Consider the following 11,937-nt stretch of genomic DNA (forward strand, 5'->3'; position numbering starts at 1 on the left):
TTTGCCATAAAAGCCATCTTCAGTAAATTGCGGGCAGTTTGATACTTGCATGATGTCTAATTTTGAAGTGTTTTTCGATTACATACAGAAATTATCCGGAGTAATACTTTCTGAGGATGATAAGCATGTTTTTATGGCGCATTTGAAGCCCAAAAAACTTCGGAGGCGGCAATACTTTTTGCAGGAAGGGGATGTATGCAAGTACACCGGGTTTATCGTAAAAGGGTCTGCCAAAACTTTCAGGGTTGACGAAAAAGGAAATGAGCATATCCTGAAATTAAGCGTGGAGGATTGGTGGCTGGCCGATTTTGAAAGTTATTATCACTTAACCCCAAGCCGCTACAATATAGAAGCACTGGAAGATCTTGAACTTTTACAGGTTAGCAATGCGCAAGTTGAGCAATTCTTTGCATCTATTCCGGCTTTTATAGCGATGCAAGAGGTGATCAAACAAAACTATGCCATTGCTAATCAGAACCGTGTGGAGGCAGCTATCAGTTATACAGCCGAAGAACGTTACGAAGATCTGATCACTAATTACCCTCATTTTTTACAGCGGTTCCCGCTAAACATGATCGCCTCTTACCTGGGCCTATCTCCCGAAACCCTCAGCCGGATCAGAAAGAATGCTTTAAAACCTTGATTTAAGTCAAGGGTATTTCCTGATTTAAGTCAAAGTTAAGTCCATTTTGCCCCTGCAACTTTGTGTTATGGAAAAATTGAAAAACAAAGTTGCCGTAATTACCGGTGGTAATAGCGGGATAGGATTTGGCATAGCAGAAGCGTTTAAAAATGAAGGCGCGGTTGGTGCCATTGTTGGAAGAAACCAGCATACTTTAGATAGCTCAATATCACAACTTGGAGATGATTTTATAGGCATTAATGCCGATGTGACCAATTTGGCCCACCTGGAAAGGGTGTTTAAAGAAACATCTGAAAAATTTGGTAAAATAGATATCATAGTGGCTAATGCCGGTGGTGGTAATACCGGCACCGTTGCGGATTTTAGCGAAGCTGATTATGACCACTTAATGAGCCTGAACCTTAAAAGCGTTTACTTCACTGTGCAAAAAGCACTTCCTTATATGAACGATGGGGCTTCTATTGTACTCATCGGCTCGAATGCGGCGCACCGGGCACATGCCTCATTTACACTTTATGGCGCTTCGAAAGCAGCTGTTATTTATTTGGCCAAAGGCTTTTCAAGCGATCTTTTAGAGAGGAAGATCAGGGCCAATGTGATAACGCCAGGCACAACGGATACACCGGCATTTGACAAATTTGTTCCCGCCGAGCAGGTTGAAGCTGTAAAACAACATTTTGCGAGTGTAATGCCTATCGGCAGGATCGGCCAACCATCCGATATCGGTAAGGCAGCAGTTTTCCTGGCTTCCGACGATTCAGCGTTCATGCTCGGCGCCGAACTGCTTGTTGATGGCGGTATGACCTATCTGGCTAAATAATTAACCTCACACGGGCGTGAGTTATCTCTCGTGCCAACAATTCAAAGCAAATATTAAAATGAAAAAATTAGAAAATAAAGTAGCGGTAGTAACCGGTGCTTCAAAAGGAATAGGCGCGTCTATCGCGAAACACTTCGCGGCGGCAGGCGCTAAGGTTGTAGTAAATTATGCCTCAAGTAAAGAAGGTGCGGATAAAGTTGTGAATGAGATCACCGAGAACGGTGGTACAGCCATTGCCGTACAGGCTGATGTTTCTAACGAAGCTGACGTAATCAGGTTGTTCGAAGAAACACAAAACGCCTTTGGCAAATTAGATATATTGGTTAATAACGCAGTTGCTCAAGGATATGCGCCTATAGAACAAATATCAGCAGAGGCTTTTCACCAAAGCTTTAACGTAAATGTCTTAGGTCCCATATTAACCATTCAGGCGGCTTTGAAGCAGTTTGAAGGTAAAGGCGGAAATATTATCAATATCAGTTCGGGTGCGAGCAAATACCCGCTTCCTAATGCCTCAGTGTACTCCGCAACTAAGGCCGCGCTCGATGCATTCACCATTGCCTTATCTAAAGAACTGGGTGTAAAAGGTGTTCGCATCAATTCCATTTTACCGGGAGCTACAGATACAGAAGGTGCAGCAAGTGCCGGGGTTACCAAAGGCAGCGATTACGAAAAAATGTTTATTGCCAATACACCGCTTGGCCGCAGGGGGCAGCCGGAAGATATTGCCAAAGCAGCAGTGTTTATCGCTTCTGATGATGCAGCGTGGATTACCGGGGAGCAGATCTCAGTTTCGGGTGGGATGTATGGGTTTTAAGAATTTTTAAGCTGAAAAAATAAACTTGAATGAGGTACCTGAGGTTGCCTCATTTTTTTATTGAAGAGCGTTTTAAATACAATGGCCTCCACGCAGTTGGCATTTGCAGCAAATGTTTAATGAATAAGTTGTAACTTAGCATGTAAACCGATTTTATGGAATCCATTATCAAAAGGAATAATGTAAATGTAATTGGTAGTGGAGAGCAGGTTATCTTATTTGCCCACGGATTTGGCTGCGACCAAAATGCATGGAAATTTGTGGTCGACGCTTTTACAGAAAATTATAAGGTAGTACTTTTCGATTATACCGGCTCGGGGAGTTCCGATGTTGGTCAATATAACGCTGATAAATACAGCAAACTGGAAGGTTATGCGCAGGATGTTCTTGATATCTGCGAAGCGCTGGAAATCAGGAACTCGATTTTTGTAGGCCATTCGGTAAGCAGCATGATAGGCATTCTTGCAGCTATTGAGCATCCCGAATATTTTTCTAAACTGGTTTTGATCGGTCCCTCTCCCCGATATTTAAATGCAGATAACTATAGCGGAGGTTTTGAGCAAAAAGATCTGGAAGGGTTATTTGAATTTATGGAAAATAACTATCTCGGTTGGTCGAGCTTTATGGCCCCTGCTATTATGGGTAATGCCGAACGGCCTGAATTAGGTGAGTTTTTAACCGGCAGTTTTTGTTCTACCGATCCCGATATAGCACGTGATTTTGCACGGGTTACCTTTATGTCAGATAACCGTGCCGATCTTGCTAAATTGCAGGTAAGCAGCTTAACACTTCAATGCTCGGACGATATCATAGCACCTGTATCCGTAGGCCAATATGTGCATCAACATATTCCGGGAAACAAATTTGTGCAGCTCAACGCCGCCGGCCATTGTCCGCATATCAGCGAGCCTGATGAAACCATCGCGGCTATCCGGTCATTTATCGAACAAAATTAATGGACGTGCAAGCCATTATCGATCTGGAGGACTTGTATCAACATGCTCCTTGTGGTTACTTTTCACTTTCTACTACGGGGAAGATCATCAAAATCAATCAAACGTTATTAAATTGGCTCGGCTATGATCAACAGGAACTGTTAAATCAAAAGTTCTCAGGCCTGTTATCCAAAGGTGGTCAAATGCATTTTGAAATGTTTTTTTGGCCGATGGCGACCGTGAACAAACGGGTTAATGAGTTTAGCTACGAAGTGTTAAAGCAGAATGGTTCGGCTTTACCGGTTTTGTTGAATGCTTCGGCAAAATTAGATGATGATGGTAAGTTGATGGCCGTTAACGTGGTGTTAACAGACATCAGCGAACGGAAAGCTTTTGAGCGGGAACTATTACAATCAAAAAAAAGCGCCGAAAACGAAAAAAAACGAGTGCAATTTATGGCCGATCTGGTGCCGGAAATTATCTGGACAGCCACAGCTCAGGGGCGGATAGATTACGTTAATGCCCGTTTTTGCCAGTATTTTGACTGTGATGGCCAGGATACCCGTTTCGGGTTTATTTTATCAAAGGGTTCATAAAGATGACATGAAGCAGTTGATGTTGCACTGGAAACAAAGCGTTATCGGTAGAGAGCCTTTTGAAAAAAGGATCCGCCTGGTTGATAATAAGGGTGTTTATAAATGGCATATGTTGAAAGCGGTACTTTTTCTGGATCAGGAAGGGCAGCTAACAAATTGGTTTGGCTCATGCACCAATATTGACGACTATGTGCAGGACATGAAAAGAAAGGATGAATTTATCAATATAGCCAGCCATGAACTAAAAACCCCGATCACCAGTTTAAAAGCATTATTGCAATTGCTTGAGCGGATGAAAGGCGATCTATCGAATAAAATGATACCGGGCCTGATAGAAAAAGCCAATCGCAATGTGAACAAAGTTAATGACCTGGTAGCCGACCTGTTAAATGTGAGTGCAATGAACGATGGGCAGCTACAGTTAAATAAAACAGCCATCAATCTTGCAGAGTTAATTGGCGATTGCGTTCATCATATCCGTATTGATCAACAATATGAGATCATTACAGAAGGCGATACGAATATTATGGTGATGGCTGATGCCGGGCGTATAGAACAGGTGATCACCAACTTTATAACCAATGCTATCAAATATGCGCCGGATAGCAAGAAGATAATGGTTGTTTTATCGCAAACAATAGATGATGTGAAAGTGGCCGTAACTGATAAAGGGCCAGGGATTCTGCCTGAAAAAATCCCTCATTTGTTTGATCGTTATTACCAGGTGAACGACAAAAGCAATCACTATTCCGGTCTTGGCCTCGGTTTATACATTTGTGCCGAAATTATCAAAAAGCATAACGGTAAAATTGGTGCTATCAGCGATCCTGGTAATGGAAGCACTTTTTGGTTCAGTATTCCTATTTGATTTTCGTTATCACGCAAATCTCGCTTTCTGCCACAATCTCAACCCTTTTGTTTAATTCAAAACAAAAAAAGCCACCTTTTAAAGGCAGCTTTTATATCTAAATCACTTTACAACTTCCAGTCCGGACGTTCAAAATGGCAGGTGTAACCGTATGGGTTTTTCTGCAAGTAATCCCGGTGTTCTTCTTCGGCATTCCAGAAAGGGCCGGCCGGTACAACCTCGGTTACAATTTTGCCTGGCCATTTGCCTGAATCATCCAGTTCTTTTATTAGCTGGATTGCTGTATCCCTTTGTTCATCGTCCAGGAAGAAAATAGCCGAGCGGTAGGACATGCCAATGTCGTTTCCCTGCCTGTTGCGTGTTGTGGGGTTATGGATCTGGAAAAAATATTCCAGTAATTTTCGGTATGACAATTTTTCAGGGTCGAATACTATTTCTATCCCTTCGGCATGTGTGCCATGGTTGCGGTAGGTAGCGTTAGGTACATCGCCGCCTGTATAACCTACTATAGTTGAAATAACGCCGGGTTGATGCCTGATGAGCTCTTCTACGCCCCAGAAACATCCGCCGGCCAATATGGCTTTTTGAGTTTGCATAAACAATTTTTATATAGTTGGATAAAAATTATGCCATGTTGTTTGCGTGGCAAAAAAATGATTTTCGGGTAGCAATTCAAGATTATTATTGACCCATAGACTGTGTTACACTGGCAGCGTAAACCAAAAAGTGCTCCCCAAACCAAGCTCGCTCTCCGCCCCAATGTCACCGCCATGTCGCTTCACGATCTCGGCACAAATATAAAGCCCCAGGCCTAAACCAGAATACTTTTTGCTGGCATGATCAGCCCGCCAATAACGGTCGAACAAATGCGGAAGCTGGTCGGCCGGGATGCCGGGGCCATGGTCTGTCACGGTTATCTTGATATAATTATTCAGCTTTGCATACTGTAGAACGATAACTTTTGATTCAGGAGCGTATTTTACCGCGTTGTTTACAAAGTTTATTACAATCTGTTCAACGCGGTGCTCATCAGCAATAACCTCTAAATCCGCATCACCTTCTATCTGTACTTCATATTTGCCTTCGGCCTTAACGGCATGACATGAATTTTGCAGCATCGCGTTCACATTGAAAGCGTTGCGCTCCAATTTAAGGTGGCTTTGGCTAAAGCGCTTGATATTGAGCAGGTCATCCACCAGCACTGTGATCTTCTCCATGCCTTTATTAGCCGAGTCGATGAGCTTCGGCAACATTGGGTTGGCCGGATTATCCTTAAGCCGCTGCAGTAATTGAAGGTTGGCTTTAAGCGAGGTGATGGGAGTTTTCAGTTCATGACTGGCCACGCTTAAAAAATCATCTTTTTGCTGTTCAAGATTTTTCTGCGCGGTTATCAATCTCGTAACGCCAACCAAACGATTGGCTATACCATTTTCATATTGCGGAATACCGTGGGCGCTGATCCAATGGCGCGAACCGTCGGGCCATTCTATCTCGTATTCCGCATCGTATATTGTATGGTTATCCATTGCGGATTTAACACGTTGTTTAACCTCATCGCGATACTGCGGCAACATGCATTCAAATAGCTGTGGATAGGTAAACTCCTCGTCTACCGCGCGACCGTAATTCTTTTTAAATTGTTCGCTGGTGATCATTTGCCCGGTGGCCAATACTATTTCGGTAATGCCCAGCGCGCTGGCCTCCATTGCCATATTTAAACGCAGGTTTGCTTCGGCCAAATCTTGCGTGGCTACCAGCAACTCTTCGCGGCTTTTTTCCAGTTGCTGGCGGTTGGTTACTTCTTCGGTGATATTAATAACCGTAACCAGGATGGAACCAATTGTTCCGTCGTCTTCAATAATCGGATCGTACGAAAAGCTGGCGTAATGTTTTTTAAGCACGCCATCAACCGTGCCCAATATTACTTCCGTTTCGGGTAAAGTAAAGCGCTTACCGGTTTGCATCACTCCGCGCATGCGGCCCGGATTGGGCTGATCATTCAGCTCGGGGAAGATCTCAACAAGTCCGCGACCTACCACCTGGCTCAGGTTTCTCCGCCAAACATCCAACATGGGTTGGTTAGCCACTTCTACAATAAGGTCATGCCCTTTTAAAATGGTCATGGCTATTGGCGTATTCATTACCATCGCTTCCAGGCGGTTGCGGGCGGCCTCGGCCGCGCGTGTACGTTGGGCTACGCGGGTTTCTAACTCCTCGTTCAGTTCACGTAAGCTTTGCCTGCTATGGTTTAACTCTTCGTTTATCGCAATTAATTCTTCGTTAGCTGCTGCAAGCTCTTCATTCAGCACTTGCTCGTTTTCCAGCTTTTCTGCTGCGGCTATTCCTTCTACACGTTCGGTAATATCGCTGGCGGTATGCAACAACGCGTAGATCTCTCCGTTGGCTTTACGCAATGCCTTGTATTCGTAATCGTAATATCGTGTTGTGGGGTTGCCGTCAATAATTATTTCGGCTGGGGTAGCTTCTCCGGTAATTGTAATACCTGTGCGCCAAACTGAGCGCAGCTCGTCCAAAAAACGTTGCTCTCTTAATTCGGGCAGCACCTCTGCCAAGGGTAAACCAATTATCGATCTATCCTTACCCCAAAAAGCCAGCATAGCATCCGTTACAGCCTCTACGTACAATGAATCGGTTGTATAAATAGCGGTCGCGATATGCGAGGCGGAGAAAATATCCAGTAAATCGTTGCTGTTCAGCAGCGTGACTTTATTCATCGGGTAATCAACGGTTATTGCTAAGATATAGTTTTTTTCGGGGCGAATTTTATTGATGCGAAGAGCCCGCAAACTGAGGGCTTCAATACAAGAAGAATAGTAATATTATACATTACCAACCCTCACAGTTCCCGGCGCTACAGCTGCATGCTTCTTAAAAAAATTAGTAAAATAAGCAGGCTCTTCAAACCCAAGTCCGGCGGCTATTTGCGCTATGCTCCAATCGGTATGCTTTAACAAAGCCTGTGCCTCCTTCAATATCCGCCCCGAAATATGCTGACTGGTGGTTTGCCCCGTCATCTCTTTAACCGAACGATTAAGGTGATTGGTGTGCACCGCCAAACTGGCAGCAAAATCATTCGCAGTTTTTAATTTAAGTTGTTGCCCCGGCGAATCTATAGGGAACTGTCGCTCCAATAGCTCTAAAAACTGACTGGTAAGCCTCGCTGCTGCGCCAGATAGATTCTCTTGCGATGCTGGTGCTATTTTCAATGCCTCGTGCATCAATATCTTAAGATAATTACGCAACAAATCATATTTGCCGGGATAATCAGAATCCATCTCCTGCATCATTTTTTTGAGCACGGCTGATAGAAAGTTTACCTCGCTATCATTTAAAAAAACGATGTGGCTGCCGCCGGCTTTAAATAAAGGGAAATCCTGAAGCTGTGATTTTTGCTCGTACGCATCAATAAAAGCCTGTGTAAATATGCAGAACCAACCGGTTTGTGGTCCGGGGCCGCACTCCCATGAGGCCGGTATCGAAGGGCTCGAAAATACCAACGCGGGCTGATTAACTTCTATCTCTTTATCAATATAATGCATTTTCCCTTGACCGATAACCAGCGTGATTTTATAAAAATCTCGACGACTAAACGGGGTGCGCTTTTGGCAAGGCCTGCGCAAAAACACGTTGAAATGTCCTTGCCCGGTGTTGTTTTCCGAAAACACCTTCTGGTTATCAACCGGGTGGCGCTGATAAAATTGCTCGAGGGTTTCTATCGCTTGCATATGCTAAGATAAAACTTATTTGAATATTATAACTGATTATGACTTTTTGATGATTGAAAAAGAGTGTGGTGTTTGATTGTTATAATTTTCTGTTTGAAAAATATAAGCCCTCCCGGCAAAAGCGCATCTACTTTTGTGGCATGGAAACCGGCTTTAGAAAATGGATCATTGTGGTAACCATTATTACCTCAACCATTATTGAATTAATAGATACCACCATCGTAAACGTGTCAATCAATACGATGAGTGGCAATTTAGGTGCCTCGTTGGAGGATACCGCATGGGTTATCACCTCATACGCCATCGCCAACGTGATCATCATCCCCATGACAAGCTTCCTGGCCGAAAAGATTGGCCGAAAGCAATACTATATAGGGTCGATATTGTTATTTACGCTAGCCTCCGCGCTATGCGGCTTCTCGCATAATTTATGGGAGTTGGTAGCTTTTCGCTTTTTCCAGGGTATTGGTGGTGGTGCTTTACTATCTACCTCACAATCAATTTTGTTCGAGACATTCCCGGTTAAGGAACGGCCTACTGCCAGCGGTATATTTAGCTTGGGTATTATTATTGGCCCATCCATAGGCCCCGTTATGGGAGGCTATATTGTAGATAATTTATCATGGCAATGGATTTTTTACGTGAATATACCTATCGGGTTAATGGCAGCCTTGTTATCGTACATCTATCTGCGCCCCAGCAAACCATCAACCGATGGGCGAAGTATCGATTGGCTCGGCATTTTTCTACTCGCCGTAGGTATAGGCTCGTTGCAGGTAGTACTTGAAAGAGGGGAGACTGACGATTGGTTTGCCGCTGGTTATATTGTTGTGTTAAGTATTTTATCAGCCGTATCTCTTGCTATTCTTATTTGGTGGGAACTGCGAATAGAGCACCCGGTTATCAACCTGCGGGTATTAAAAAGCACTACACTATCAATTTCGGCCATCATGACTTTTGTATTGGGGTTTGGATTATTCAGCGCTGTATTTGTATTTCCGTTGTACGCGCAAAGGATCATTGGATATTCAGCATTTCAAACCGGTACTATGTTGCTGCCAGGCACATTGATGGCTGCCATGATCTCGCCATTCTTGGGGAAAATGCTGCAAAGTGGTTTACGACCGCAATACCTTATTATCCTTGGGTTCGGACTATCCGCCATCTTTGGCTTCATGATGTCGGGATCGAACCTTGAAACTGGTGGCGCTTACTTTTTTATCCCACTTATTTGCCGTGGATTGGGTGCTGCGCTTTTGATCGTGCCATTAACGGCCCTTGCAGTTTCAGAATTAAAACCATCAGATATTCCGCAGGGAGCAGCGCTAAATAATATGATGCGGCAAATGGGCGGTTCGTTTGGTATCGCGTTGATCAATACCTATATAGCGCACCGGGCAGCCAACAACCGGATGTCGTTAATTACACATGTAACGGCTTCCGATCCGATTACTATTGCCCGTCGCCAATCATTCGTTAATAATTTGATAGCACATGGTGCCAATTATCTGCGTGCATTACAGCAGTCATTAGGCGGGCTGGAAAACATAGTTTCACGACAAACTTTTTTATTGAGTTATATGGATGCTTTTCTGCTGTTGGCTATTATGAACGCGTGTTGTATTCCGTTAGTAATCATGACCATCAAAAAGAAGAGGGAAGCGAAAGTAGGAGGTAAGGTTGAAGTGCCGGATGCGCATTGATAAATGGATACTTACGCTATAGGTTTTTTAAGATGCAAAAGCGATGGAAATGTGCGATTCCCTCCTCCGGGGGGGAGGGGGGAGGGGATTCGTCAAAAAGCTTATCGCTAAGCAAGGCGTACAAACCCCTCCCTGCCACAACACATTTCCACCGTGCCCCTCCCCGAGGAGGGAATTAAAAAACGCCAATTTGTTAATGCGCTGCCACTGCTTCAAGTGCAACCGTATTCTGGCTTTTAGCCCCAGCAAATCTCACATAGGTTAGTATAAACGCGAAACCCAGCAGCGGGATACTCATCCAAACCAACCCATGCGTTCCCCAGGCTGCAATAGCCACTCCACCCATCATAGTACCCACGGTTACCCCGGCATTGCCAAAGGATACCATAAGACTCGAGGCCAGTTCGGGTGCTTCCGGAGCTTCGGTTGTGGTGCGTACCTGGCCTATCAGGAAGCCGCCGGTATGTATAAAACCCCACAAGGCCAAGATACCCGCCATCGGCCCAAACCAACCACCGAAAATATAGGCCAGTATATGTACGGCAATAAGCGATAACAGGAATGCCCTTGCGGTTAACATAACATTTTTAGTTAAGGCAATACCGGTTAGCCAGTTGCCAACTATGCCCGCGCCGCCAAATATCAACAGCATTAAACTGATCTGCGCGCCGTTCATATGAGTGATCTTTTCCAAAAATTCTGCAAGGTAGCTGTAGCTCGAAAACATTCCGGCTACCATTAACATTGTAGCTATGAGGTTAAGCCACAGCTGTTTGCTGTTTAACGCTTTTAACTGGGCTTTTACCGACGGCTTTTCTTTTACTGGCATTGATGGCACAAGCGTAAGCAAAGCCAGGCAAGCTATTAAATTAATTACGCCCGATACAACGAATGAATAACGCCAACCTGCCAGATCAGCCACATAAGTTGTTAACGGAACGCCTAATACCGTAGCCGTACTTAATCCTGCCAGGACAACTGATACTGCTTTTGGCGCGTCTTTAGGTTCAACCTGCCTCGCAGCCGCAACTGTTGCTACCGACCAAAACACGGGGTGCAAAATTGCAGGTAGGATGCGGGCAAACATCAGCATACCGAAACTGTGTGATATAGCCGATAGAATATTAGAGATAACAAAGATGAATAACACCAGCGACATCATAGTGCGCCTGTTAACAGCCGCTGTGGCCAACACTGTGAATGGCCCGGTAAGCGCAATGGTAAGGGCAAAACCGCTCAACAGCCAACCGGCAGTTTCTATGCTAATGTTCATGTCCCTTGCTATGGCCGGCAAAATACCAATCACGCCGAACTCGGTGGTGATAATGCCGAAGGCTCCCAGGGCCATGATGTAAATTGATTTTTTCATAATGTATAGATATATTTAAATATTTCGATGTTTTTAAAAAATGAAGTGTTTGTGTTAATTGAAACCTATTCTACAGGTTGGTTTTGAAACCCTGGATAAAGTGGATGTAATTGTCGAGTACCGGTTCGTTTAAGCGGTATTTCAGGTTTCTACCTTCCTTTTCGGGTAACAGCAGATCGGCATCTACCAATTGTTTTAAATGGTGGGATATGGAAGGTTGTGCCAGATCGATAAAATCATGCACTTCGGTGCATTGTAAACAATCCTTGCGGTTTTTGAAAGCCTGCAAAATCTCAATGCGATGAGGGTCGCTTAAGGCACGGGAGATTTTTTCGAATTGTTTAGCATCCATGTTTTACGAATGTAGATAGAAATATCGAAATGTTTCGATGTTTTAAAACGAATGACATAAAAATGGAATATGACGGATTTTGTTAAAT

12 protein-coding genes are annotated in these 11,937 nt (G+C 44.2%); 7 read left to right on the forward strand and 5 right to left on the reverse strand.

Translation table 11 applies throughout. The features are described from left to right. Positions 1-49 precede the first annotated feature (49 nt). The 6 genes from AAFN85_RS05340 to AAFN85_RS05365 all read left to right on the forward strand — a co-directional run bounded on the left by AAFN85_RS05340 (position 50) and on the right by AAFN85_RS05365 (position 4,679). Positions 50-643, forward strand: coding sequence for a Crp/Fnr family transcriptional regulator (locus AAFN85_RS05340; RefSeq protein WP_347525954.1), 594 nt, complete (start codon positions 50-52; stop codon positions 641-643). A gap of 67 nt (positions 644-710) precedes the next feature. Continuing rightward, positions 711-1,463, forward strand: coding sequence for a glucose 1-dehydrogenase (locus AAFN85_RS05345; protein WP_347525955.1), 753 nt, complete (start codon positions 711-713; stop codon positions 1,461-1,463). A 58-nt stretch (positions 1,464-1,521) separates the two neighbouring features. Then, positions 1,522-2,280 carry a glucose 1-dehydrogenase gene (locus AAFN85_RS05350; protein WP_347525956.1) on the forward strand — a complete coding sequence of 253 codons (759 nt, stop codon included), beginning with the start codon at positions 1,522-1,524 and terminating at the stop codon, positions 2,278-2,280. A 155-nt stretch (positions 2,281-2,435) separates the two neighbouring features. Then, entirely contained in the window at positions 2,436-3,236 is an 801-nt protein-coding gene (locus AAFN85_RS05355; RefSeq protein ID WP_347525958.1) for an alpha/beta hydrolase, read from the forward strand. Then, positions 3,236-3,811 carry a PAS domain S-box protein gene (locus tag AAFN85_RS05360; protein ID WP_347525959.1) on the forward strand — a complete coding sequence of 192 codons (576 nt, stop codon included), beginning with the start codon at positions 3,236-3,238 and terminating at the stop codon, positions 3,809-3,811. Before AAFN85_RS05355 ends, AAFN85_RS05360 begins: the two co-directional genes overlap by 1 nt. Positions 3,812-3,818: 7 nt before the next feature. Continuing rightward, positions 3,819-4,679, forward strand: a complete 861-nt coding sequence (locus AAFN85_RS05365) for a HAMP domain-containing sensor histidine kinase (protein WP_347525960.1) — start codon at positions 3,819-3,821, stop codon at positions 4,677-4,679. Between the two features lie 107 nt (positions 4,680-4,786). On the opposite strand, the gene msrA is transcribed toward AAFN85_RS05365, so the two are convergent. From msrA to AAFN85_RS05380, 3 genes are all read right to left on the reverse strand, one after another. Next, a complete protein-coding gene (gene msrA / locus AAFN85_RS05370; protein ID WP_347525961.1) occupies positions 4,787-5,275 on the reverse strand; it encodes a peptide-methionine (S)-S-oxide reductase MsrA in 489 nt (162 codons plus the stop codon). A gap of 105 nt (positions 5,276-5,380) precedes the next feature. Beyond that, positions 5,381-7,414 carry an ATP-binding protein gene (locus AAFN85_RS05375; protein ID WP_347525963.1) on the reverse strand — a complete coding sequence of 678 codons (2,034 nt, stop codon included), beginning with the start codon at positions 7,412-7,414 and terminating at the stop codon, positions 5,381-5,383. A 105-nt stretch (positions 7,415-7,519) separates the two neighbouring features. Then, entirely contained in the window at positions 7,520-8,425 is a 906-nt protein-coding gene (locus AAFN85_RS05380; protein ID WP_347525964.1) for a helix-turn-helix domain-containing protein, read from the reverse strand. A gap of 140 nt (positions 8,426-8,565) precedes the next feature. On the opposite strand from AAFN85_RS05380, the gene AAFN85_RS05385 reads away from it, so the two are divergent. Further along, positions 8,566-10,128, forward strand: coding sequence for a DHA2 family efflux MFS transporter permease subunit (locus tag AAFN85_RS05385; RefSeq protein ID WP_347525965.1), 1,563 nt, complete (start codon positions 8,566-8,568; stop codon positions 10,126-10,128). Between the two features lie 193 nt (positions 10,129-10,321). On the opposite strand, the gene AAFN85_RS05390 is transcribed toward AAFN85_RS05385, so the two are convergent. Both AAFN85_RS05390 and AAFN85_RS05395 read right to left on the reverse strand, forming a co-directional pair. Further along, positions 10,322-11,497, reverse strand: a complete 1,176-nt coding sequence (locus AAFN85_RS05390; protein WP_347525966.1) for an MFS transporter — start codon at positions 11,495-11,497, stop codon at positions 10,322-10,324. Positions 11,498-11,567: 70 nt separating this feature from the next. After that, positions 11,568-11,849, reverse strand: a complete 282-nt coding sequence (locus AAFN85_RS05395; RefSeq protein WP_347525967.1) for a metalloregulator ArsR/SmtB family transcription factor — start codon at positions 11,847-11,849, stop codon at positions 11,568-11,570. Positions 11,850-11,937 lie beyond the last annotated feature (88 nt).

This window comes from Mucilaginibacter sp. CAU 1740 (genome assembly GCF_039839285.1).
Taxonomy (GTDB): Bacteria; Bacteroidota; Bacteroidia; order Sphingobacteriales; family Sphingobacteriaceae; genus Mucilaginibacter.

Excerpts from the sequence above, each read along its gene's own strand:
- AAFN85_RS05390 (WP_347525966.1), bottom strand. The coding sequence starts at position 11,497 with ATGAAAAAATCAATTTACATCATGGCCCTGGGAGCCTTCGGCATTATC.
- AAFN85_RS05350 (WP_347525956.1), top strand. The coding sequence starts at position 1,522 with ATGAAAAAATTAGAAAATAAAGTAGCGGTAGTAACCGGTGCTTCAAAA.
- AAFN85_RS05395 (WP_347525967.1), bottom strand. The coding sequence starts at position 11,849 with ATGGATGCTAAACAATTCGAAAAAATCTCCCGTGCCTTAAGCGACCCT.
- msrA (WP_347525961.1), bottom strand. The coding sequence starts at position 5,275 with ATGCAAACTCAAAAAGCCATATTGGCCGGCGGATGTTTCTGGGGCGTA.
- AAFN85_RS05375 (WP_347525963.1), bottom strand. The coding sequence starts at position 7,414 with ATGAATAAAGTCACGCTGCTGAACAGCAACGATTTACTGGATATTTTC.
- AAFN85_RS05340 (WP_347525954.1), top strand. The coding sequence starts at position 50 with ATGATGTCTAATTTTGAAGTGTTTTTCGATTACATACAGAAATTATCC.
- AAFN85_RS05385 (WP_347525965.1), top strand. The coding sequence starts at position 8,566 with ATGGAAACCGGCTTTAGAAAATGGATCATTGTGGTAACCATTATTACC.
- AAFN85_RS05365 (WP_347525960.1), top strand. The coding sequence starts at position 3,819 with ATGAAGCAGTTGATGTTGCACTGGAAACAAAGCGTTATCGGTAGAGAG.
- AAFN85_RS05360 (WP_347525959.1), top strand. The coding sequence starts at position 3,236 with ATGGACGTGCAAGCCATTATCGATCTGGAGGACTTGTATCAACATGCT.
- AAFN85_RS05355 (WP_347525958.1), top strand. The coding sequence starts at position 2,436 with ATGGAATCCATTATCAAAAGGAATAATGTAAATGTAATTGGTAGTGGA.
- AAFN85_RS05345 (WP_347525955.1), top strand. The coding sequence starts at position 711 with ATGGAAAAATTGAAAAACAAAGTTGCCGTAATTACCGGTGGTAATAGC.
- AAFN85_RS05380 (WP_347525964.1), bottom strand. The coding sequence starts at position 8,425 with ATGCAAGCGATAGAAACCCTCGAGCAATTTTATCAGCGCCACCCGGTT.